Origin of the sequence: Streptococcus equinus, from assembly GCF_900104225.1 — a bacterium.
Taxonomy (GTDB): Bacteria; Bacillota; Bacilli; order Lactobacillales; family Streptococcaceae; genus Streptococcus; species Streptococcus equinus_D.
Map to the genome: position 1 here is coordinate 155,284 of NZ_FNJK01000004.1, position 23,238 is coordinate 178,521.

The window sequence follows — 23,238 nt, forward strand, 5'->3', positions numbered from 1 at the left end:
AAAAACGTTTACTTTTAGAAGGAGAAAATTTCATGAAATACAATCAATTCTCTTACATACCAAGGCCTGCCGATGCTTGTGAACAAGAATTACAAGCTCTTGGATTTGACCTTAACAAGCGTCAATCCGACAAGGAAGCTTTGGAGAACTTCTGCCGTAACATTTTCTTTAATTATAAAGACACGGACTATCCACTTCATAATCTCATTGCTGATTTTGAGACGGATCTGTTAACATTTTTCCAATCTGATCGTCCTTTAACGGCAGATATTTTTTATACCATTGCCCTTCAATTACTTGGATTTACACCACATGTTGATTTTACAGATACAAATGACTTCTTAGAAAAAATTGCTTTTCCGATTAATTACCAAAAGGGACACATTATTGAAGCCCTTTACCATCTTCTAGTTAGCCGCCAAAAAGGCGGTATGACTTTGCTAGATGATTTAATCAGTAAAGGACTTATCCCAGTTGATAATGATTATCACTTCTTCAATGGAAAATCTTTAGCAACTTTTGATACAAGCGACTTAATCCGAGAAGTTGTCTACGTCCAATCACCACTTGATACTGACCAAGATGGTCAATTAGATTTGATTAAAGTCAATATCATTCGTCCAAATACCAGCCATCAAGTGCCAACTATGATGACAGCTAGTCCTTACCACGAAGGAACAAATATCGTTGCTAACGATAAGAAACTTTACAAAATGGAAGGTGACTTAGCTGTCAAACCTGCTGGTAAGATTAAGGTAGAAACACGTGACTTCGAATCATTAGCAACTCCTGACTTAGATCTTCCAGTAGGGGAGGCCGAAGAAAGCTTCAGCTTTATCGATCCTTATACTCTAAATGATTATTTCTTAGCTCGTGGCTTTGCTAACATCTACGTTTCTGGTGTGGGAACAGCAGGTTCAAATGGTTTTATGACTAGTGGTGATTATGCCCAAGTTGAAAGTTTTAAAGCTGTCATTGACTGGTTAAATGGAAAAGCAATTGCTTTTTCTAGCCATCGTCGCGACCAAAAAGTACTTGCCGACTGGTCAAATGGACTCGTTTGTACCACTGGTAAATCTTATCTTGGTACTATGTCAACTGCCCTTGCAACAACAGGTGTAGAAGGACTAAAAGTCATCATTGCCGAGTCAGCTATTTCATCTTGGTATGACTACTACCGTGAAAATGGACTTGTCTGCAGTCCTGGCGGTTATCCTGGTGAAGACCTTGATGTCTTAACAGAATTGACTTATTCACGTAATTTGTTATCAGGTGATTATCTTCGTAACAATGCACATTATCAAAAACTTCTCGATGAGCAATCTGCTCAATTAGATCGTCAATCAGGTGATTACAATCAATTCTGGCATGACCGTAACTACCTTCCTCATGCCGATAAAGTTAAGGCTACTTGCGTTTACACACACGGTCTTCAAGACTGGAACGTTAAACCACGTCACATCTTCAATATTTTCAATACCTTGCCAAGCTCTGTTGAAAAGCATGCCTTTCTCCACAATGGTGAACATGTTTACATGCATAATTGGCAATCCATTGATTTTAGAGAAAGCATGAACGCTTTACTTTGTCAAAAAATGTTGAATCAAGATAATCACTTTGATTTACCAACTTTGATTTGGCAAGACAATAGTCAAGAACAAACATGGACAAGCAGCTTAACACAATTTGGTAGTGCTAACCAAGAAACACTACCTCTTGGCAAAGATCGTCAAATTATTGATAACCATTATAGTAAAGATGAATTTGAACGATACAGTAAAAACTTCCGCACATTCAAGAGTGACTTGTTCGCAGGAAAAGCAAATAGTATCTGCCTTGATATTCCTGTTAATCAAGATTATCACATCAATGGTCAGGTAACACTACATTTGACACTTAAATCCAGTGAAAATAAAGGTCTCTTGTCTGCGCAAGTTTTGGATTATGGTCAGAAAAAACGCTTCAAAGATGTTCCTACCAATCGAGCTTTACATGCTATCGATAATGGTCGCAACTTCTCACGTGAAGCCCTTAAAGAATTGCCATTTGTTAAAACACAAGAACGTGTCATCACAAAAGGTGTTCTCAATCTTCAAAACCGCAATGATTTGTTAACTGTCGAAGACATCAAACCAAACGAATGGATGACGCTTGATTTCACTCTTCAACCAAGCATCTACAAACTTAAAAAAGGCGATAGCTTACGTGTTCTTCTCTACACAACAGACTTTGAACACACGATCCGCGACAATAGCAATTATATTTTAACCGTGGATTTAGACCAATCAAGCATTAGTCTTCCGGTAGAAAAATAATAAAGATAGTTTCTGACAACTAAAAGCGCTTTATTCATGATATAATTAAAAGCGAATTGCCAACAACACATGTTGGACTAGATAATAAAAAAGGCTATCGCCTTCACATGAAAGGAATCTAGATTATTATGATGAACATGCAAAACATGATGCGTCAAGCTCAAAAACTCCAAAAACAAATGGAGAAAAAACAAGCTGAATTGGCTAGCACAACTTTCACTGGAAAATCAGCTCAAGAATTAGTTGTTGCTGAATTCACAGGTGACAAAAAATTGGTTAACATCTCATTCAAAGATGCTATTGTTGATCCAGATGATATTGAAACACTTCAAGATATGACAACACAAGCTATCAACGATGCCCTTGCTCAAGTTGATGCTGCTACTCAAAAAACACTTGGCGCTTTTGCAGGAAAATTACCATTCTAATAATGCCAGACAAAAAAAGCTCGAACCAAAAGGTTCGAGCTTTTTAATTGTCATTAGCCACTTCTAAACAATATGATTTTTCATGACAATGTGGACAAGTGAGTTTTCTTGTCTTAGGTGTGTGACGAGCAAAGAAAAATGTCTTAAAACTTGGTTGGAAACAATGATGACAATTTGGACAAATATAAGCTACATTTTGTGAATATTTCTTAGCAAACCAGATAGCAAAAGGTGCTATGATAATTTCAGCAATAAGATAAATCCAAATGTTCCATGCTAAGATTGCCCATACCAAACTTGCCACTTGAATAATTAATAAAGGTAGGAAAATAAGGAACATGTTCCGATGAACTTTTTTCAAAGATCGTTGTTTTTTCATGGTAAGAGAAATGTCTGATAAAAATTCTAATGACTGACCAGATTGACTTTTCACATTGTCAAGCAAGTTGACAGCAGTGTCAAGCCTCTCTTTCTTGTCAGCTAGTTCTTGCTTTATCTCACGAATATGCTCAGCAAGCAATAACTCTAAAACCTGCTTAGCATTATCTTCAACAAAGAGACGTTTAATCTGTTCAATTGAAAAATCCAAATCTCGCAAGAAGCAAATCATTCGCAAACGTTCCAAATCGCTCTCAGTGTAAATTCGACGACCACCTTCTGTCAATTGAGAAGGAACTAAAATACCACGTTTGTCATAATATTGCACTGTACGAACTGAAACACCAGCCAACTTTGCCAAATCACCGGTGCTATAAGTCTGAGACATTCCTTTCACCTCCTTTCTGCCCTCATTATAGGACATGACCTAAGGTCATAAGCAAGGGGTTACCCTAGATGATTTTTTATTTTTTTGAAAAATAGCAGAGCTATCAGCTAAAAAAGCCACCCAAAGCTGCAAAAGGATTATCGCCATGCTCTTCTTCTTGCTGATTCAGATAAGATTTATTCTCATCAAATTCCATAAATTTTTCATAGACTAGAGCTGTCATACGAGCATCTTCCAAAGAATTATGCCCATGTCCAGAAATTCCTAAAAAATCAGCAACACTTGTCAACTTAAGATTTGCAATTCCATTCAAATCAGAACTACGACGTTCATAAGCTTCATCATACAAGTCAACCTTGTAAAGCTCTGTCAAGTCTAAATCATTCTCAGCTAAAAGTGGCAAGTCAGATTTCAAGGCATTATAACCAACTAGAGCTGTCTCTCCTACGAAATCTTTAAAATCTACCAAGACTTTATCTAACTTTGGAGCGTTCGCAATTTTTTCTGATGTAATCCCTGTTAAGCCATTAATAAAAGATTGTAAAGGAACATCTGTGTAAACGTAAGTGTCAAAGTTGTCAACTTCTACACCATCTCGAAATTTTACAGCAGAAACCTGAATGATGTGACTGATCTCAGCAACAGTATTAAATTCCAAGTCAAAGGAAATATACTCAGATAGCTTTTCCATAATTCCTCCCTAAAAACATCATCATTTCTTTATAAAACAAGCTGGAACTTTCGTCCCAGCACCGCCTAATAAGCCTATTTTTTACCAAAGAGACGAGCAAATAATCCTTTCGGAGTGGCTGCTTGTTCTTCTTGCTCTTGAATAGCTTCTTCTGTTTTTGTTTGAATTTCTTCAAACTCAGCCTTAGCTTCATTAAGTTCAAGTTGAAGACGTTTGCTATCTTCCATAGCAGCAAGCGTCAACTGTTGTTGTTGATCTAATTGCTTGTCTTTTTCACCAATTTGAACATCTTTAACACGAAGTTGCTCATCTTTTGAAGCCAATTGTTTATCTTTGGCTTTTAGTTGTTCATACAGACGAGTGATTTCTGTATTTTTTTCATCAACTAGAATTTCCAAAAGTTCACGTTGTTTTGTTTCTTCATCAATTGGATCATCTTCAAAGATAGTTTTTTTATAAATTTCTTCAAGTTTAATCAAGCCGCTACGATTAACTACCGTAACACCCTTTTCATTTTTATCAACATCTTCTTCCGGCAGATTCTTAACACGATTATTAACCGCTTGACGGCTAACACCCAGAATCTCAGCCAATTCACTAACTGTTTTCTCGATTGCCATAATATCCTCTTTTACATTGAAATTACTTATGAAAAGGATAACACATGAACTAATGATTGTCAATTTTTAACCAGTTAATTGACTGCTTCAAACCTGAATTGATAGGCTTTTTTCGCAATCGTGTCAACTTTCTGTCATTTTCTGTAAACTTACTTAGTTATTTCAAAAATATCTACTGTCATTTGACTACGGGATAGAAACATTTTATGCTACAATGATTATATGAAACAATACGATACAATTATCATCGGTGGTGGACCTGCCGGTATGATGGCTGCCATTTCTAGCAGCTATTATGGTTACAAAACGCTACTTATTGAAAAAAATAGAAGACTCGGAAAGAAACTAGCTGGTACTGGTGGCGGACGCTGTAATGTCACAAATAATGGTACTATCGATGACCTCATGGAAGGTATTCCTGGCAATGGTCGTTTTCTTTACAGCGTCTTTTCACAATTTGACAACCATGATATCATGCGATTCTTTGAAGAAAATGGTGTTGCTTTAAAAGTTGAAGACCATGGACGCGTCTTCCCAAAAACTGATAAATCAAAAACAATTATTGACGCCCTCACTCATAAAATCAGTGAACTCGGTGGAACAGTCTTAACAAATACTGAAGTTGTTTCTGTAAAGAAAATCGATGAGCTTTTCCACATTAAATCAGCTACAGATGAATTTGTTTGTGGAAAACTTATTGTCACAACTGGTGGTAAAGCTTATCCATCCACAGGATCTACCGGATTTGGTTACGAGATTGCTCGTCACTTTAAATTAAAACTAACTGAACTTGAAGCAGCTGAAAGTCCTTTATTAACAGATTTTCCACATAAAGAACTTCAAGGGATTTCACTTGATGATGTTAGCCTATCTTATGGAAAACATCATATCACACACGATTTACTCTTTACTCACTTTGGACTATCTGGACCCGCTGCTCTTCGCATGTCTAGCTTTATCAAAGGTGGAGAAACCATTAAACTGGATGTTATCCCCAAAATATCCACAGAAGAGCTTCATTCATTTCTAGTGGACCATCGTGAAAAATCTCTTAAGAATACACTCAAAATGCTTGTTCCCGAGCGCTTAGCAAGCTTTTTAGCTCAGCCATTCCCCGAAAAAGTCAAACAACTGACACCAAACCAAGAACAAGAACTTGTGGATAAGCTGAAAGCTATGCCTATCAAAGTTACTGGAAAAATGTCACTAGCTAAGTCCTTTGTAACCAAAGGGGGCGTCGACTTGAAAGAAATCAATCCTAAAACTCTTGAAAGTAAACAAGTCCCAGGCCTACATTTTGCAGGTGAGGTTCTTGATATCAACGCCCATACTGGTGGTTTTAACATCACCGTTGCTCTATGTACAGGCTGGGTTGCTGGAAGTTTACATTATTAATAAACTAAAAAGAGATCCTATTTTGGGTTTCTTTTTATCTTTCTTAAAAAATATTTAACTAGTTAAGCTTTTTCTCTTGATTCTCTTTTTAAAAGTGCTATAATTATTTTTGTTAACCAGTTAACTAAAAAGGAGATATTATGGCTAAAAAATCAAAAATCGCTAGATATAATAAACAATTAAAACTCATCGAGCAATATGCTGACTTACGTCGTGAATTAAAAGCTAAGGGCGATTACGAAGCCCTTCGCAAATTGCCACGCGACTCAAATCCAAATCGTTTGAAAAACCGCGACCGCATCGATGGACGTCCACATGCTTACATGCGCAAATTTGGTATGAGTCGTATCAATTTCCGCAATCTTGCTCACGAAGGTAAAATCCCAGGGGTTACAAAAGCCAGCTGGTAATATAATATATAGAAAAATAAGTTTTTATCACTGAAAAAGCAGACTTTGTCTGCTTTTTTAGTTGAGAAAATAACTATAATAGCGATTATCCACAGATATAGCCTTTTATCAAACTTATCCACAGATGAAATTACTCAGTTAGAATACCTCATGTCAAAATTAAATTATTAATCACAATAAAAACTCCCAATATCGCATCTAGGAGTTTTTTTGTTATTAATCTAATGTTTCAAAAGCTAAGCTTGGTTTAGCATTTAAATCAAGCCCAGCAAAATGTCCTTTATCATATTCGATAGCTGCAGCTAGTGAGACCATCCCAGCATTGTCACCACATAGGCGAAGTGGTGGAATAACAACTTCTGCTTCAGTAATCTCATCAGCTAGTCGCTCACGCAATCCTTGATTAGCAGCTACACCACCTGCCACCACAAGTGTTTTGACAGGATATTTCTCTAAAGCTTTTTTCGTTTTAGCCATTAAAACATCTAAAACTGCGGCTTGGAATGATGCTGATAAATCTTCATTTGAAAGAGTTTCACCCTTTTGAGCTGCATTATGATGTAAATTAATAAAGGCAGACTTCAAACCTGAGAATGAAAATTCTAGATTATCTTCTTTAATCATAGCACGTGGGAAATCATAAATATCTTTTCCTTTATGAGCCAACTGATCAATTTCACGTCCAGCTGGATAAGTCAATCCCATAACACGCCCTACTTTATCATAAGCCTCACCAACAGCGTCATCACGTGTTTCACCAACAATTTTATAGTTTCCAGGCTCAGACACATAGACAAGCTCTGTATGCCCACCAGAAACCAATAAAGCCATTAATGGGTATTGAAGTTCTTTAACCTCACGCGCAGCCATCAAGTGACCTGCCATGTGATTTACTGGAATTAGTGGCAAATTATTTGCCCACGCAAAAGCTTTTGCAGCAGCCATACCAACTAAAATAGCACCGACCAATCCAGGACCATAAGTTACAGCAACGGCATCTAAGTCACTAACTTCAATTCCCGCTGCATCCAAAGCATCCTTGAAACAAGTTGTAATCACTTCAACATGGTGACGACTTGCTACTTCAGGCACTACGCCGCCAAAGCGTTTGTGACTTTCGATTTGACTAGCGATGACATTGCTTAAAATCTCACTGTCATTTTTTAAAACCGCAATACTTGTCTCATCACAAGAACTCTCCACGGCTAAAATATATCTATCTTTCATCAATTCATTACCTCTTATTTACCTTCGCGCTTCATGATAATCGCATCTTCTACTGGTTCGTGATAATATTGCTTACGTTTGGCAATGATTTCAAAACCAAATTTCTTATATAGTGCCTGTGCAGAAGCATTTGATGCTCTAACTTCTAAGAAAATGGGAAAATCAACATGATCAAGATTAGCCAGTAATTGGCTACCTAATCCATGTCCCTGATAAGCTTTTTTAATGGCAATATTTGTAATCTCAAGCTCTCCAGCTAACTGTTGAATCGCTAAAAAACCGACTACTTGCCCATCTTTTTCCACAAAAAAGTAATCAACATTATCTTGTTGCATGTCTGATAAAATCTGATTTTTAGTCCAAGGAGATACTGGATACACATCTGAAAGTATCTCATAAACAGCTGCAACACTTGCTTGTAAATCTTTCATGTTAGATACGATTGACATAGTTTGCACTTGGGTTTTCTTTGTGTGTCTTAAGCCAATTTTCCTCTGCTTCAACACGTTTTAAATAATTAGGAACAAAACTATCTACTTCGACAGGTTCTAAGTTTTGACCGTATTTTCCGATAGCATAAGCAGATGGTAACACTGTAATAGCCTTAGCCTGTGGTAAACTTTCAGCAATTTGATCGTGGAAGTTAGCAACTTCTCCTACAAACATAACTGCCTCCTCATTCTTAACCACGTCTAGAACATCAGCAAAATCCATGTGTTGATCTTCTTTGACAGATTGACCATTTTTATAGAAACCAGCGTAAACATTGTTACGACGGGCATCAATGACAGGGACAACTAATCCCTCAAAATCAGCTGCTGCAGCAAGCGCATAAAGGCTAGAAACACCAACTAATTCAATACCTAAAGTGTAAGCTAACGTTTTAGCTGTCGCAACTGCCACACGAAGACCGGTATATGAACCAGGTCCTTGAGCAACTGAAATTCTATCCAAATCTGCTGGTTTTAAGTCTACAGCTTTCATCAAAAAATCAATCGCAGGCATCAAATTAATGCTGTGATTTTTCTTAATATTGACCGTTACATCGGCTAGTAAATTCTCACCATCTAAGATGGCAACAGACAAAGCCTTACTTGAAGTATCAAAGGCTAAAACTTTCATCATTTAAATTCCCTCACTTGATTATACTTCTTATTTTATGATATAATTTTAATAATTGCAACGAATCAAGGTTAAATCAATTACTCGGAAAAATTTAATAATGACTGATCAAGTAGATATATGCTAGTTGACGTGTTTTGTGTAGTTTGATTAACCACAGGTATATAAAGAAAGGAAAAAACTATGATTTACAAAGTTTTTTATCAAGAAACAAAAGAACGTAACCCACGCCGCGAACAAACTAAAGCACTTTATTTAGAAATTGACGCAGCAAACGAACTTGAAGGACGTATCAAAACTCGTAAACTCGTTGAAGAAAAAACACCTTACAACGTTGAATACATTGAACTTCTTTCAGATAAACACCTAGCCTACGAAAAAGAAACAGGTGCCTTTAAATTAACGGAGTTATAACATGTCACAAATCAATTTAAAACCCGAAGAAGTTGGGGTTTATGCGATTGGTGGTCTCGGAGAAATTGGTAAAAACACTTACGGTATTGAATATCAAGATGAAATTATTATCGTAGATGCAGGTATCAAATTCCCAGAAGACGATTTGCTCGGTATTGACTACGTTATTCCAGACTATTCATATATCGTTGACAATATCGATCGTATAAAAGGCCTTGTGATTACTCACGGGCACGAAGACCACATTGGTGGGATTCCTTTCCTTTTGAAGCAAGCTAATATTCCAATTTACGCTGGACCACTTGCTCTTTCACTCATCAAAGGAAAATTGGAAGAACACGGGCTTTTACGTGACGCTAAACTTTACGAAATCAACGCAAACACAGAGTTAACGTTTAAGAATCTTAGTGTTACATTCTTCCGTACTACCCACTCAATTCCAGAACCTCTAGGAATCGTTATCCACACACCACAAGGTAAAATTGTCTGCACAGGGGATTTCAAGTTTGACTGGACACCGGTTGGTGAACCAGCTGATATCCACCGCATGGCTGCTCTTGGTGAGGATGGAGTCCTATGTTTACTATCTGATTCTACTAACGCAGAAATTCCAACCTTTACAAACTCAGAAAAAGTTGTTGGACAATCTATTATGAAGATTATCGAAGGCATCCATGGACGTATTATCTTTGCGTCATTTGCCTCAAATATCTTCCGTCTCCAACAAGCTGCCGAAGCAGCTGTTAAAACTGGACGTAAAATCGTAGTCTTCGGACGTTCAATGGAAAAAGCCATTGTAAACGGTATTGAACTTGGTTACATCAAAGTTCCAAAAGGAACATTTATCGAACCAAGCGAAATCAAAGACTACCACGCTAGTGAAATCTTAATCATGTGTACAGGTAGCCAAGGTGAATCAATGGCTGCGTTAGCACGTATTGCTAACGGTACACACCGCCAAGTGACACTTCAACCTGGCGACACTGTTATCTTCTCATCTAGCCCAATTCCTGGTAATACAACAAGTGTTAACAAACTTATCAACACTATCCAGGAAGCTGGGGTAGAAGTTATCCACGGAAAAGTTAACAATATCCACACATCTGGTCACGGTGGACAACAAGAGCAAAAACTAATGCTCCGCTTGATGAAACCAAAATACTTCATGCCAGTTCACGGTGAATACCGCATGCTTAAAATCCACGCTGGTTTAGCAGTCGACACTGGTATTCCAAAAGATAATATCTTTATCATGGAAAACGGTGACGTTCTAGCCCTTACAGCTAATTCTGCTCGTAAAGCTGGACACTTTAACGCTCAAGATATCTATGTTGATGGTAATGGTATCGGAGACATCGGCGCTGCCGTACTTCGTGACCGTCGTGATTTATCTGAAGATGGTGTTGTTCTTGCCGTAGCAACTGTTGACTTTGATAGCCAAATGATTTTAGCTGGTCCAGACATTCTTAGTCGAGGATTTATCTACATGCGTGAATCTGGCGATCTTATTCGTGAAAGTCAACGCGTTCTCTTCAATGCAATCCGCATTGCTTTAAAGAACAAGGATGCAAGTATTCAATCTGTTAACGGTGCTATCGTTAACGCACTTCGTCCATTCCTATACGAAAAAACTGAACGTGAACCAATCATTATTCCAATGATTCTCACACCAGATGATAAATAATCAAAAAGCTAGTTGAATTATCAACTAGCTTTTTATCAATAACTTATCCACAGAAACTTAAAAAGCCTAAACTATTTTAGGCTTTTTTCTATCTTGTTAATAACTTTCTGGATAAATGTAACTGACAGTACCCGCAGTCTTTCCATCTGTCGGGTCAAACCAACCACGATAATTATCAATCCACTGTTTATTTCCATAATTAGATTCTAAAACTTGAATTTGACCACTGGCATTGACTGCTGTTACGTAAGCCACGTGCCCGTAACTATCAGGATCTGTCCAGCAAACAATTGATCCAACTTCAGCTTGTGTCCCAACCACATAGCCTTGCGAAGCTGCATTTGCTGCCCAATCACCAGCATTTCCCCACCAATTACTTGCCCAAGTTGCTACTTGCTTTACACCCCAGGTGCATTGCCCAACAGGATAAGTATTAGTCGGAGTTACCGACTTTGACGCCGATGAATCAACTTGACTAGACTCCGAATTTCTACTTGATGTTAACAAATTCGTTATAAATGGATCAATAGGTGTTTTATCGGGAATCTGTAAAACTTGCCCAGGAACAATAGTGTCATAGATTGACATGCCATTCAGAGCAGCCAAATCATAAACACTTAAGCCATACATTTGTGCCACGCTGTAAAAGGAGTCTCCACTTTGTATGGTATAAGTATCTGCTTTTGCATTTACTTGTGAAAAAAGTAAAGCTCCTGAAAGAGTTGCCGTTGCTAAAGCTAGTTTTGTTTTGTAATTCATAAAAATCTTCCTCCCTTATTAACAACAGTATAACAATACAATATTACAGAAAATATAAGGACATGTAAGCGTTATATTTCACAATATCTCATTTCGAAAAATAAAAGTTACAAAAAAACTGCCCTAAAGGCAGTTTTTGTATGATTGAAAACAAGAATGTGTGTTAAACGCTTAGAAATATTTTTATTGAGCAACCATGATACGAAGACCTTGATCAATTTTTTCTGCGGCCTTACGTCCTTCACGAATTCCCCAGATAACAAGACTTGGACCACGACGAGCATCACCAGCAACAAAAACACGATCATTGTTAGTTGAATAATCATCGTAAACACTTTGAACTCCAAATTGTTCAAAGAGTGATTTTTCAGCACCTGTGAATCCCATTGCTAACAAGACAAGGTCTGCTTTAATAGTTTCTTCTGTACCTTCAATTGGTTTGAAACCAGGACCAACTTTGATAGTCTTAGCAGCAATAACTTGACCACGATCAGCACCAATAAATTCAGTTGTTGATGTTGCGTAAGTTGTCAATTCAGTATCTTGAACATAATTAGCTTCTTCTTGGCCGTAACCAACACGTTTAATCATTGGGTATTGTGGCCAAGGATTTGTTGGCAAACGTTTTTCAGGTGGTTCTGGAGTGATTTCAAGCTGTTTAACGCTTGCTGCACCTAAACGAACAGCTGTACCGATACAGTCATTACCAGTATCACCACCACCGATGACAAGCACATGTTTACCTTCAAGGATTGGACCAAGTTTTTTATTGTCAGACGCAAGAACGTTTTTAGTTGTTTCAGTCAAGAAATCAACCGCAAAACGCACACCTGATAAATGACGACCTGGAACATCCAAATCACGAGGAACACTTGCACCAGTAGCAAGAACAACGCGATCATATTGTTTCAACAATTCATCAGCTGTAATGTCACGTCCAACTTCTGTATTGGCAACGAATTTAATACCAAGTTTTTCCATAAGGTCAATACGACGTTGAACAATTTCTTTATCCAACTTCATATTTGGAATACCGTACATCAAAAGTCCACCAAAACGATCGCTGCGTTCATAAACTGTTACACTATGACCGAGTTTGTTTAAGCGCCAAGCAGTTGAAAGCCCTGCAGGACCTGATCCAATGACAGCAATCTTAAAGCCTGTACGTGAAGCTGGGCGACCAGATTCTTCTACCCAACCATTTTCAAAAGCAGTGTCGATGATAAAACGTTCATTATCGTGAATAGTAACACCAGAGCCATTAAGACCTTCTGTACAGCCTTTTTCACATGGAGCTGGACAAACACGTCCAGTCATTTCTGGAAACGGATTAGTGCGTGAAAGACGCTCAAATGCGCGCTTGTAATCACCTTTATAAAGTAAGTCATTCCATTCAGGAATCAAGTTGTCATTTGGACAACCTGAGACGGCACGTCCACCGCCATAGAATTGTCCAGAATGACAGAATGGAATACCACAAGACATACAACGCGCAGCTTGTTTTTGACGGTCTTCTTCTGATAATGGAACTTGTAATTCTTCAAAGTCCAGGATGCGTTCAGCAACAGGACGAAACGGATTATCTTTTCGATCGTATTTCAAAAATCCAAACGGATTAGCCATTTTTATTTACCCCCTGTTACTTGTGCGAGAAGTTCTTCTTTTTCTGCTGCTGTTTCTGCACCGCCAGTTGCAATTTCGAAGGTACGTAATTCAAGTTCGTCACCTTCTAAACCTTTATTGGCAAGAGCATGTTCGATATTATTAATTTCATGGAACTCAGTTGGGTAAACTTTGACAAATTTATCAACTTCTTGTGCCCAATTATCAAGCAAACGTTTCGCTTTGGCACTACCAGTGTATTCGTAGTGTTTTTGAATCATCTCAACTAAGACATCATCACCACGTGTTTCACCAACTTTGTAAAGGTCAACCATTTGACGGTTAACTTTTTCAGCAAAGTCACCATTTACATCGTAAACGTAAGCAACACCACCACTCATACCAGCGGCAAAGTTACGACCTGTTGTACCAAGGATAACAGCAACACCACCTGTCATGTATTCACAACCGTGGGCTCCAACACCTTCAACAACAACTTTTGCACCTGAGTTACGAACACAGAAACGTTCCCCAGCACGACCAGCAAAGTATGCTTCACCTTTAACAGCACCAAATAGAGCAACGTTACCAACAATTGGTGAATTTTCAATATCATAGGCAGCATCATGAGGTGGCTTAACAATTAAACGTCCACCTGACATTGATTTAGCAATGTAGTCATTGGCTTCACCAATCAAAGTCAATTCCATACCTTGGGTAATAAAGCTTGCAAATGATTGACCAGCAATACCAGTGTATTCGTATTTAATCAAACCAGGTTCAACTGAATAGTTACCGTAACGTTCCGCCATCCAACCGGCCATACGAGCACCAACAGCACGTTGAACATTATTAATTGTTTCTTTAACGGTTACGCCTGCACCATTATCAACAGCTGCTTTAGCAAATCCATCCAATTCTTTCCATTGACGTGCTTCTGCAAATGGATCTTCAGTTTTACGTTCAATTGGATAAGCAGTTCCAAGCATACGAGAGAAATCAAGTGATTTTGCTTTTCCTTTTGGAATGAATTTTGCTTTCAAGATTTCTGAGTGACCAACCATTTCATCAACAGAACGGAAACCAAGTTCAGCCATGTATTCACGCAATTCTTCTGCCATAAACATCATCATGTTGATAACATGTTCAGGTTTACCAGCAAAATGTTTACGAAGCTCTGGATTTTGAGTTGCAACACCAACAGGACAAGTATTAAGTGAACATACACGCATCATGACACAACCGATAGAAATCAATGTCAAACTTGCAAATGAATATTCTTCTGCACCAAGAAGTGTAGCAATGGCAACATCACGACCAGTCATCAATTTACCATCTGTTTCAAGTGTCATACGTTGACGGAGACGGTTAAGTGACAATGTTTGATGTGCTTCAGCCAAGCCCATTTCCCATGGAAGACCAGCATCACGGACAGAGTTACGTGGAGAAGCTCCAGTACCACCATCATAACCAGAAATAACAACCTTATCAGCACCAGCTTTTACACAACCTGTAGCGATTGTACCAACACCAGTACTTGAAACCAATTTAACATTGATTTTAGCGTAAGGATTGATGGCTTTAAGGTCATAAATCAATTGTGCCAAATCTTCAATTGAGTAGATATCATGATGAGGTGGTGGTGAAATCAAACGTACACCAGGCGTTGCACCACGAATTTCAGCAACCCATGGGAAGACTTTTTGACCAGGCAATTGTCCACCTTCACCAGGTTTAGCACCTTGTGCCAACTTGATTTGGATTTCTTCAGCAGACATAAGGTATTCAGCATTAACACCAAAACGTCCTGAAGCGACTTGTTTAATCTTAGAGTTCAAGTTACGACCATCTGGTTGTACTTTGAAACGATTGCGGTTTTCGCCACCTTCACCAGAGTTCGATTTAGCTCCGATTGAGTTCATTGCTTCAGCAATTGTTTCGTGTGCTTCTTTAGAAAGTGAACCAAAACTCATAGCACCAACTTTGAAACGTTTAACGATTGTTTCAGCTGGTTCGACCTCAGAAAGGTCAACTTTTGGACGATCTGATTTAAATTCCCAGATTGAACGGAGTGTTGTTGGAGTTGCTAAAGCTTCTTTATCCAATTCAGCTGTATATTCTTTAAAGAGTTTGTAGTCACCCTTACGAACAGCTTGTTGGAAATTATAGACTGTATGCGGATTGAAGAGGTGGTATTCACCATCTGCTTTAAATTGATAGATACCGCCACTTTGCAAATAATCACCACGACGAGGACCAAATGCATCTTCCATACGTTGAAGATATTCTTTTTCAATTTGATCAAGTGACAATCCGCCGATACGAGTTACCGTACCTGTGAAGTATTTATTAACAACTGAGTCAGAAAGACCAACTGCTTCAAACAATTGAGCCCCTTTATAACCAAGGATTGTAGAAATCCCCATACGACTCATGACTTTAACAATACCTTTTTCAGCTGCTTTACGATATTTTTCAAAGGCAGTTGCATCTTTACCGTATTCCTTCAATGTTGCATAAGCACCATAAGGGTGAACAGCTGCAGCACCATAACCAACTAAAGTTGCAAAATGGTGAACTTCAATAGCTTCTGCCGTATCAACTACAATTGAGAATTGGCTAGCTTTTCCTTTAACAACCATGTAGTTATTCAAACCAGAAACAGCCAAAAGCATTGGAATAGTTGTTTGGTTTTCTTTAACATTACGGTCAGAAAGGATAATAATTTTGCTACCATTATCAACAGCTTTTTCAGCTGCTTTGAAAAGATTTTCTAGCGCACGTTGCAAACGATTATGTGATGGTTCCACAACATCATAAACTGTAGATAGAGTTGTTGCACGATAACGTTCGTCTTGCAAGTTAGCAATTTTAGCAAAGTCTTCACTTGAAAGAACTGGGCTATCAATTTTAACTTTAACACAGTTATCAGCACCATCAGCTTTGAAATTACCATCACCACCAAGGTAAACACTTGTTGAAACAACGATTTGTTCACGAATAGCATCAATTGGTGGGTTAGTAACTTGTGCGAATTGTTGTTTAAAGAAAGTGAAAAGAGATTGACTCTTATTAGAAAGAACTGCTAATGGGCTATCAAATCCCATAGAGATAACTGGTTCTTCACCTTTTTCAGACATTGGAAGAATAGCTGTACGAATAACTTCTTCATTATATCCGTAAGCTTTCCACATTGTTTCAATGTCATTTGTTTCTTGATTTAATTCTGAAGCTTCAAAATCATTAAGATGTGCAATATTTTCTTCTACCCATTCTTTATATGGATGTTGTGCAGCATAATAAGCTTTCACTTCTTCATTGCGCATCAATTTACCTGAAGTTGTGTCAATCAACATCATATTACCCGGACCAAGCACACCTTTTTCAATGACGCGACTTGGTTCAAGGTCAACAACACCAGATTCACTTGAACAGATTAAGAAGTTATCTTTTGTCAATGAATAACGACTAGGACGCAAACCATTACGATCCAAACGAGCACCAACCATATCACCATCTGTAAAGACAAGAGCGGCTGGACCATCCCATGGAGCTACAAAGCTTGAAGCATATTCATAAAATGCTTTAAGATCATCAGTAAGTCCTGATTCATCACCCCAAGCTTCTGGTACCATCATCAAAAGACTTTGTGGAATATCACGTCCATTACGGTAAAGATATTCTAGACAGTTTTCTAATTTTGCAGAATCTGAATTCTCTTCATTGTAAACTTCAATCTGGTGACTGTGCATCCAGTTTTCTGCACCGCGAAGGGTATTAATTTCACCATTGTGGGCCAAGAAACGGAATGGTTGCGCACGATCCCAAGATGGGAAAGTATTTGTAGAGAAACGTGAGTGTGTCAAAGCAATGTGAGATTTGAAATGTTCATCTTGCAAGTCAGGATAGAAAAGACCAACTTGGAAGGCATGAAGCATCCCTTTATACACAATTGTTTTGCTTGAAAGAGAACAGATGAAAAATTCATCAGATGAAAAGCTCTTTTCAAGTTGACGACGTAGACGGAACAATTTGTCTTCAAAATCACGACCAGCTTTGGTATCATCAGGTTTTTTAACAAAAACTTGTACAAAACTTGGCATAATTTCTTGTGCCGCTGGACCACAATTGTCATAATTGAATGGCACATCACGAGTCATCAAAACATGGAAACCAGCTGATTTAATTTCTGCTTTAACTGCTTCTAAAAGACTATCTTTAGCCTCAGTATCTTGGGGTAAAAATAGTTGTGCAACAGCATAGTCACCTTTTTTAGGTAAATCATAACCTGCTTCTTTTGCTTTTACTTGGAAAAATTCATCTGGTAAAGCAAGCAACATTCCGGCACCATCACCAGTATCAGGCTCTGCACCTGTACCACCACGGTGATTCATACGTGTCAACATTGTCAAGGCATATTCAATCAAAGTATGACTTGCTTCACCATCGAGTTGTGCAACAAACCCCATCCCGCAAGCATCCGATTCAAAAGATGGATCCCAAAGCGTTGTTTGCTGCGCCCTCAAAGCACTTTCATTCATAGCTCTTACTCCTATCATTAATACAAATAGTCTAAAATAGACTAAAATAGTCTAATTATTCAGAATATTTACTTCACATTATACCACATTATATCTAATTAGAATAGCTCTTATTTAAACTTTCTAATGAGAATGTGGTATTTTTAAGTAAAAAAAAGACAGCTTAAAGCTGTCTTACTTATTATTACCGCTATATCTTAGTAAAGATCTAGGTAGTTATCAATTTCCCATTGTGAAACAAAGGCCGCATAGCTTGACCATTCAATTTTCTTAGCTTCCACAAAGTTTGTAAAGATGTGATTTCCAAGAGCAGATTTAACCACTTCATCATCTTGCAAAGCTTTAACGGCATTGTGCAATGTTGATGGAAGATCACGAATACCAGCTTCTTTACGTTCTTCTTGTGTCATGATGTAGATATTTGATTCAACCGGAGCTGGAGCTTCAATTTTGTTTTCAATACCATCAAGACCTGCTTCAAGAAGGACTGCAAGAGCAAGATATGGGTTAGCAGTTGGGTCAACTGAACGAAGTTCCAAACGAGTACCCATTCCACGTGATGCAGGTACGCGGATAAGTGGTGAACGGTTACGTCCAGCCCATGCAATGTAAACTGGTGCTTCATAACCAGGAACCAAACGTTTGTATGAGTTTACAGTTGGGTTCATGATTGCAGTGTAATTGTAAGCATGTTTCATCAAACCGCCAAGGAAGTAATATGCTGTTTCAGACAATTGCATACCTTTTGGATCTTCTGGTTCAAAGAAAGCATTGTTTCCATCGTAGTCAAACAATGACATGTTACAGTGCATACCTGAACCGTTGATACCGAATTTAGGTTTAGCCATGAATGTAGCGTAAAGACCGTGTTTACGAGCAATTGTTTTAACAACAAGTTTGAAAATTTGAATGTTATCACAAGCTTTCAAAACATCAGCATATTTAAAGTCAATTTCGTGTTGACCAATCGCAACTTCGTGGTGACTTGCTTCAACTTCAAATCCCATTTCAGTCAAAACATTAACGATTTCACGACGAGTGTTATCTGCAAGGTCAGTTGGTGCAAGGTCAAAGTAACCACCGCGGTCGTTTACTTCAAGAGTTGGTTCACCTTTTTCATCCAATTTGAACAAGAAGAATTCTGGTTCTGGACCAAGGTTAAATGATTTGAAACCAACTTTTTCCATGTGACGAAGCGCACGTTTCAAGTTACCACGTGGGTCACCTGCAAATGGTTCACCTTCTGGAGTGTAGATATCACAGATCAAACCTGCAACAGCACCATTTTCACCACCCCAAGGGAATACTGTCCATGTATCAAGATCTGGATGCAAGAACATATCAGATTCGTTGATACGTACAAAACCTTCGATTGAAGATCCATCAAACATTGCTTTGTTTGACAAGACTTTGTCAAGTTGTTCGTCAGTTGCTGGGATTTCTACGTTTTTCAATGTTCCAGCGATATCTGAGAACATCAAGCGTAAAAATGTAACATTTTTTTCTTTGACTTCGCGACGGATGTCAGCTGCTGTAATAGTCATGAATTTAGGTCTCCTTTTAAAACCGAAATAACCGAGCGGCGCTTATTAAATGCGCCAATTGCTAATGTACTGTGATGGGGCCGAAAAACGACCTTGGTTTCGGAGTTCATCTTGTAAGATTCGACGAACATCAGCATCAGTTAAAGACTTCTGCTTTTGAAGTGCTTTATCTTGTCTATCAGCGTACTCACGCTTAATAGCCGCAATATTAAGCCCCTCGTCAAGGAAATCTTTAATTTCAAGCAATCGATCCATGTCATTCAATGAAAACATACGACGGTTACCTGAAGTACGTTCTGGGGTTATCAACCCTTGATCCTCATAATAACGAATCTGACGTGCTGTTAAATCGGTCAATTTCATTACTGTCCCAATGGGAAAAACCGCCATGGAACGTCTGAGTTCTTTTTCTTTCATGATGACCTCCTTCCGATAATTATTATAGTCTGAAAATTCTAAACTGTCAACCCCATATGTCAGAAAATATAACATTAAAACCTAATTTTTTTCATTTCTCTGTTTCAACCACCCTCGAACCATGTCTACATCTGAATTGACAAGAATAGCTACAAAAACACCACAGAAAGTTTCAAATACCCTTGCAAAAACATATAAAATCGTATCACCAGCAGGAATTGATAGAGTAATAATCAAAAGCGCTGATGTTCCGCCAATAATTCCAGCCTTATTATTAATAGAAACATTAATCATAATCCCTAACATGGTAAACACCGGAACAAACACCAAAGTTACCCAAAATTGATTATGAAAAAATTGATTAATTAAAAAGAAGAGCAAAGATAAAAAACCACCAACACTATTTCCAACTATACGTGAAAAACCAAAGTGTACACTCTTATCTAAACTTTCACGTAAGCTGAAAACAGCCGTCAGTGTTCCAATCTGCAACCCTTCCCACCCAAATAAATGAAATAATAAGAGAACCAAAAAAACAGATAAACCTGTCTTAAGCGTTCGCATCCCTAACTTAAACTTACTCGGATCAAATTTATAATTCGATAAAAGATTTTTTAGATATTTCATAACTCACAACCCAATTTATTTTCTTTATTTTATCACACTTTAAATTGTTTTCGCTAGGTATGAATACGCTTACCGCAATCACTACTTTATAAGAAATCCCTTCTTATGCCAACAAAAAAAGAGCCTCAAAGGCTCTTTTTTCTCAATGATGAGAATTATTTTTCAGTCAATGCAGCAAGACCTGGAAGTACTTTACCTTCAAGAAGTTCCATAGATGCACCACCACCAGTAGAGATCCATGAGAATTTGTCTGCACGGCCAAGGTTGATAGCTGCAGCAGCTGAGTCACCACCACCGATGATTGATTTAACGCCTGGTTGTTTAACAATAGCGTCCATTACACCGATTGTACCAGCTTGGAAATCAGGGTTTTCGAACACACCCATAGGTCCGTTCCAAACAACAGTTTTAGCACCAGTCAATTCTTCATCAAATTTAGCGATTGATTTAGGACCGATATCAAGACCAAGGAAACCTGCATCTACAGCTGCACCTTCAGTATCTTTAACTTCAGTGTAATCAGCAAAAGCGTTAGCTTCTTTTGAGTCAACTGGCAAGATCAATTTACCGTTAGCTTTAGCCAAAAGTTCTTTAGCAACTTCAAGTTTGTCTTCTTCAACAAGTGAGTTACCGATTTCAATACCTTGTGCTTTAAGGAATGTGTAAGTCATACCACCACCGATAAGAACTTTATCAGCTTTTTTCAACAAGTTTTCGATAACACCGATTTTATCTGAAACTTTTGAACCACCAAGGATTGCGATAAATGGACGAACTGGGTTTTCAACAGCTTCTTGGATGTATGCAATTTCGTTTTCAAGAAGGAAACCTGCAACAGCTTTTTCAACGTTTGCAGAGATACCTACGTTAGATGCGTGTGAACGGTGTGCAGTACCGAATGCATCGTTAACGAAGATTCCGTCACCAAGTGAAGCCCAGTATTTACCAAGTTCTGGATCGTTTTTAGATTCTTTTTTACCGTCAACATCTTCAAAACGAGTGTTTTCAACAAGAAGAACTTCACCATCTTTAAGGTTGTTAATAGCTTCTTCAAGTTTAGCACCACGTGTAACACCTGGGAAGACAACTTCTTGACCAAGTTTAGCTGCCAAATCAGCTGCTACTGGAGCAAGAGATTTACCTTCTTTATCAGCTTCTTCTTTAACACGTCCAAGGTGAGAGAAAAGAATTGCACGACCACCTTGTTCGATGATGTACTTGATTGTTGGAAGAGCCGCAGAAATACGGTTGTCATTAGTGATAACGCCATCTTTCAAAGGTACGTTAAAGTCAACACGGACAAGAACTTTTTTACCTTTCAAATCAACGTCTTTAACAGTCAATTTAGCCATTGATAGGACTCCTTATATTTTTTTATACATGCTAATTATATCACAAAACCTTTAAAAGAGGTAGTTAAATCAATAGTTTTTGTCCCTCAGCTTACATACTACTGATTTTTGAGAAAGCAAAAATATTTGTGGAAAACAAAAAAGAGAGGAATAAATCCTCTCTTTAACTGATCAACTCAATGATTATTTAGCAATTTTTGCGAAGTATTCAAGAGTACGAACAAGTTGTGAAGTGTATGACATTTCGTTGTCGTACCATGAAACAGTTTTAACCAATTGAGTACCGTCAGCAGCTTCAGTTACTTCAGTTTGAGTTGCGTCAAACAATGAACCGAATGAGATACCTACGATATCGCTTGAAACTACTTGGTCAGTGTTGTAACCGAATGATTCAGTTGCAGCAGCTTGCATAGCAGCGTTAACTTCTTCAACAGTTACTTTTTTGTCAAGAACTGAAACAAGTTCAGTAAGTGATCCAGTTGGAACTGGTACACGTTGTGCATGACCTTGAAGTTTACCGTTCAATTCAGGGATAACAAGACCGATAGCTTTAGCAGCACCAGTTGAGTTAGGAACGATGTTTTCAGCAGCAGCACGTGCGCGACGGAAGTCACCTTTACGGTGTGGTCCATCAAGAGTCATTTGGTCACCAGTGTAACCGTGAACTGTAGTCATTGTACCAACTTTAAGACCGAAGTTTTTGTTCAAAGCGTCAGCCATTGGTGCAAGACAGTTAGTTGTACATGAACCAGCTGAGATAACTGTTTCAGTACCATCTAGGATTTCGTGGTTAGTGTTAAATACGATTGTTTTAACATCTGATCCACCAGGAGCAGTGATAACAACTTTTTTAGCTCCACCTTCGTGCAAGTGTTTTTCAGCAGCAGCTTTAGTTGCAAAGAAACCAGTTGCTTCAAGAACGATTTCTACACCGTCGTTAGCCCAGTCGATTTGTTCTGGGTCACGTTCTGCAGAAACTTTAACGAATTGACCGTTAACTTCAAAACCACCATCTTTAACAACAACATCACCGTTGAAACGACCTTGAGTTGTATCGTATTTCAACAAGTGAGCAAGCATAGCTGGGTCAGTAAGGTCGTTAATACGAGCTACTTCAACACCTTCAACGTTTTGGATACGACGGAATGCAAGACGACCGATACGACCGAAACCGTTAATACCAACTTTAACTACCATTAGTGATTTCCTCCTTATGAAAATCAAAAAAAAATTTTTTATTTTAAAAGGTTTCCCTTTTAGACAATTGTGAAAAGATTAACTTACGTAGGCACAAATCAACCTTTCAACGCTATTATTATATAAC

20 protein-coding genes are annotated in these 23,238 nt (G+C 38.2%); 6 read left to right on the forward strand and 14 right to left on the reverse strand.

Features of this window, described 5'->3' with window-relative positions:
* The first annotated feature begins 32 nt into the window (after positions 1-32).
* Positions 33-2,315, forward strand: coding sequence for a Xaa-Pro dipeptidyl-peptidase (locus BLP98_RS07060; protein WP_074482577.1), 2,283 nt, complete (start codon positions 33-35; stop codon positions 2,313-2,315).
* A 128-nt stretch (positions 2,316-2,443) separates the two neighbouring features.
* On the forward strand, positions 2,444-2,743 hold the full coding sequence (locus BLP98_RS07065) for a YbaB/EbfC family nucleoid-associated protein (RefSeq protein WP_024343543.1): 300 nt from the start codon (positions 2,444-2,446) through the stop codon (positions 2,741-2,743).
* Positions 2,744-2,786: 43 nt separating this feature from the next.
* Here the strand turns inward: BLP98_RS07065 and BLP98_RS07070 are convergent, their stop codons facing one another.
* The 3 genes from BLP98_RS07070 to BLP98_RS07080 form a co-directional block, all read right to left on the reverse strand.
* A complete protein-coding gene (locus BLP98_RS07070; protein WP_074482578.1) occupies positions 2,787-3,509 on the reverse strand; it encodes a MerR family transcriptional regulator in 723 nt (240 codons plus the stop codon).
* Between the two features lie 103 nt (positions 3,510-3,612).
* Entirely contained in the window at positions 3,613-4,200 is a 588-nt protein-coding gene (locus tag BLP98_RS07075; protein WP_074482579.1) for a 3'-5' exonuclease, read from the reverse strand.
* Between the two features lie 74 nt (positions 4,201-4,274).
* Complete coding sequence (locus tag BLP98_RS07080) at positions 4,275-4,820, reverse strand: DUF536 domain-containing protein (RefSeq protein WP_074482580.1); 546 nt, start codon at positions 4,818-4,820, stop codon at positions 4,275-4,277.
* A gap of 222 nt (positions 4,821-5,042) precedes the next feature.
* On the opposite strand from BLP98_RS07080, the gene BLP98_RS07085 reads away from it, so the two are divergent.
* Positions 5,043-6,215, forward strand: coding sequence for an aminoacetone oxidase (locus BLP98_RS07085; protein ID WP_074482581.1), 1,173 nt, complete (start codon positions 5,043-5,045; stop codon positions 6,213-6,215).
* Between the two features lie 140 nt (positions 6,216-6,355).
* Positions 6,356-6,625, forward strand: coding sequence for a 30S ribosomal protein S14 (gene rpsN / locus BLP98_RS07090; RefSeq protein WP_024343539.1), 270 nt, complete (start codon positions 6,356-6,358; stop codon positions 6,623-6,625).
* 216 nt (positions 6,626-6,841) lie between these two features.
* On the opposite strand, the gene tsaD is transcribed toward rpsN, so the two are convergent.
* The 3 genes from tsaD to tsaB are packed head-to-tail and all read right to left on the reverse strand — an operon-like array spanning position 6,842 to position 8,977.
* Positions 6,842-7,852, reverse strand: a complete 1,011-nt coding sequence (gene tsaD, locus BLP98_RS07095) for a tRNA (adenosine(37)-N6)-threonylcarbamoyltransferase complex transferase subunit TsaD (RefSeq protein ID WP_074482582.1) — start codon at positions 7,850-7,852, stop codon at positions 6,842-6,844.
* Positions 7,853-7,866: 14 nt separating this feature from the next.
* A complete protein-coding gene (gene rimI / locus BLP98_RS07100; RefSeq protein WP_074482583.1) occupies positions 7,867-8,283 on the reverse strand; it encodes a ribosomal protein S18-alanine N-acetyltransferase in 417 nt (138 codons plus the stop codon).
* A gap of 1 nt (position 8,284) precedes the next feature.
* Positions 8,285-8,977, reverse strand: coding sequence for a tRNA (adenosine(37)-N6)-threonylcarbamoyltransferase complex dimerization subunit type 1 TsaB (tsaB, locus tag BLP98_RS07105; protein WP_081341175.1), 693 nt, complete (start codon positions 8,975-8,977; stop codon positions 8,285-8,287).
* Positions 8,978-9,157: 180 nt separating this feature from the next.
* Between tsaB and BLP98_RS07110 the strand changes: the two genes are divergently transcribed.
* The gene (locus BLP98_RS07110) at positions 9,158-9,388 is read left to right on the forward strand and encodes a DNA-dependent RNA polymerase subunit epsilon (protein WP_074482584.1); all 231 of its coding nucleotides are present in this window, start codon (positions 9,158-9,160) and stop codon (positions 9,386-9,388) included.
* A gap of 1 nt (position 9,389) precedes the next feature.
* On the forward strand, positions 9,390-11,072 hold the full coding sequence (gene rnjA / locus BLP98_RS07115; RefSeq protein ID WP_074482585.1) for a ribonuclease J1: 1,683 nt from the start codon (positions 9,390-9,392) through the stop codon (positions 11,070-11,072).
* Between the two features lie 96 nt (positions 11,073-11,168).
* Here the strand turns inward: rnjA and BLP98_RS07120 are convergent, their stop codons facing one another.
* The 8 genes from BLP98_RS07120 to gap all read right to left on the reverse strand — a co-directional run bounded on the left by BLP98_RS07120 (position 11,169) and on the right by gap (position 23,111).
* Positions 11,169-11,837, reverse strand: a complete 669-nt coding sequence (locus tag BLP98_RS07120; RefSeq protein ID WP_419177415.1) for a CHAP domain-containing protein — start codon at positions 11,835-11,837, stop codon at positions 11,169-11,171.
* Positions 11,838-12,014: 177 nt separating this feature from the next.
* Positions 12,015-13,454, reverse strand: a complete 1,440-nt coding sequence (locus BLP98_RS07125; protein ID WP_074482587.1) for a glutamate synthase subunit beta — start codon at positions 13,452-13,454, stop codon at positions 12,015-12,017.
* Between the two features lie 2 nt (positions 13,455-13,456).
* Complete coding sequence (gene gltB, locus BLP98_RS07130; protein ID WP_074482588.1) at positions 13,457-17,974, reverse strand: glutamate synthase large subunit; 4,518 nt, start codon at positions 17,972-17,974, stop codon at positions 13,457-13,459.
* A gap of 197 nt (positions 17,975-18,171) precedes the next feature.
* Complete coding sequence (gene glnA / locus BLP98_RS07135) at positions 18,172-19,518, reverse strand: type I glutamate--ammonia ligase (RefSeq protein ID WP_074482589.1); 1,347 nt, start codon at positions 19,516-19,518, stop codon at positions 18,172-18,174.
* Between the two features lie 45 nt (positions 19,519-19,563).
* Positions 19,564-19,935 carry a MerR family transcriptional regulator gene (locus BLP98_RS07140; RefSeq protein ID WP_015695674.1) on the reverse strand — a complete coding sequence of 124 codons (372 nt, stop codon included), beginning with the start codon at positions 19,933-19,935 and terminating at the stop codon, positions 19,564-19,566.
* Between the two features lie 81 nt (positions 19,936-20,016).
* On the reverse strand, positions 20,017-20,562 hold the full coding sequence (locus BLP98_RS07145; RefSeq protein WP_074482590.1) for an FUSC family protein: 546 nt from the start codon (positions 20,560-20,562) through the stop codon (positions 20,017-20,019).
* A gap of 155 nt (positions 20,563-20,717) precedes the next feature.
* Positions 20,718-21,914, reverse strand: a complete 1,197-nt coding sequence (locus tag BLP98_RS07150; protein WP_074482591.1) for a phosphoglycerate kinase — start codon at positions 21,912-21,914, stop codon at positions 20,718-20,720.
* A gap of 183 nt (positions 21,915-22,097) precedes the next feature.
* Entirely contained in the window at positions 22,098-23,111 is a 1,014-nt protein-coding gene (gene gap / locus BLP98_RS07155) for a type I glyceraldehyde-3-phosphate dehydrogenase (protein ID WP_021143165.1), read from the reverse strand.
* Positions 23,112-23,238: the final 127 nt, after the last annotated feature.

Excerpts from the sequence above, each read along its gene's own strand:
- BLP98_RS07060 (WP_074482577.1), top strand. The coding sequence starts at position 33 with ATGAAATACAATCAATTCTCTTACATACCAAGGCCTGCCGATGCTTGT.
- BLP98_RS07065 (WP_024343543.1), top strand. The coding sequence starts at position 2,444 with ATGATGAACATGCAAAACATGATGCGTCAAGCTCAAAAACTCCAAAAA.
- BLP98_RS07070 (WP_074482578.1), bottom strand. The coding sequence starts at position 3,509 with ATGTCTCAGACTTATAGCACCGGTGATTTGGCAAAGTTGGCTGGTGTT.
- BLP98_RS07075 (WP_074482579.1), bottom strand. The coding sequence starts at position 4,200 with ATGGAAAAGCTATCTGAGTATATTTCCTTTGACTTGGAATTTAATACT.
- BLP98_RS07080 (WP_074482580.1), bottom strand. The coding sequence starts at position 4,820 with ATGGCAATCGAGAAAACAGTTAGTGAATTGGCTGAGATTCTGGGTGTT.
- BLP98_RS07085 (WP_074482581.1), top strand. The coding sequence starts at position 5,043 with ATGAAACAATACGATACAATTATCATCGGTGGTGGACCTGCCGGTATG.
- rpsN (WP_024343539.1), top strand. The coding sequence starts at position 6,356 with ATGGCTAAAAAATCAAAAATCGCTAGATATAATAAACAATTAAAACTC.
- tsaD (WP_074482582.1), bottom strand. The coding sequence starts at position 7,852 with ATGAAAGATAGATATATTTTAGCCGTGGAGAGTTCTTGTGATGAGACA.
- rimI (WP_074482583.1), bottom strand. The coding sequence starts at position 8,283 with ATGAAAGATTTACAAGCAAGTGTTGCAGCTGTTTATGAGATACTTTCA.
- tsaB (WP_081341175.1), bottom strand. The coding sequence starts at position 8,977 with ATGATGAAAGTTTTAGCCTTTGATACTTCAAGTAAGGCTTTGTCTGTT.
- BLP98_RS07110 (WP_074482584.1), top strand. The coding sequence starts at position 9,158 with ATGATTTACAAAGTTTTTTATCAAGAAACAAAAGAACGTAACCCACGC.
- rnjA (WP_074482585.1), top strand. The coding sequence starts at position 9,390 with ATGTCACAAATCAATTTAAAACCCGAAGAAGTTGGGGTTTATGCGATT.
- BLP98_RS07125 (WP_074482587.1), bottom strand. The coding sequence starts at position 13,454 with ATGGCTAATCCGTTTGGATTTTTGAAATACGATCGAAAAGATAATCCG.
- gltB (WP_074482588.1), bottom strand. The coding sequence starts at position 17,974 with ATGAATGAAAGTGCTTTGAGGGCGCAGCAAACAACGCTTTGGGATCCA.
- glnA (WP_074482589.1), bottom strand. The coding sequence starts at position 19,518 with ATGACTATTACAGCAGCTGACATCCGTCGCGAAGTCAAAGAAAAAAAT.
- BLP98_RS07140 (WP_015695674.1), bottom strand. The coding sequence starts at position 19,935 with ATGAAAGAAAAAGAACTCAGACGTTCCATGGCGGTTTTTCCCATTGGG.
- BLP98_RS07145 (WP_074482590.1), bottom strand. The coding sequence starts at position 20,562 with ATGAAATATCTAAAAAATCTTTTATCGAATTATAAATTTGATCCGAGT.
- BLP98_RS07150 (WP_074482591.1), bottom strand. The coding sequence starts at position 21,914 with ATGGCTAAATTGACTGTTAAAGACGTTGATTTGAAAGGTAAAAAAGTT.
- gap (WP_021143165.1), bottom strand. The coding sequence starts at position 23,111 with ATGGTAGTTAAAGTTGGTATTAACGGTTTCGGTCGTATCGGTCGTCTT.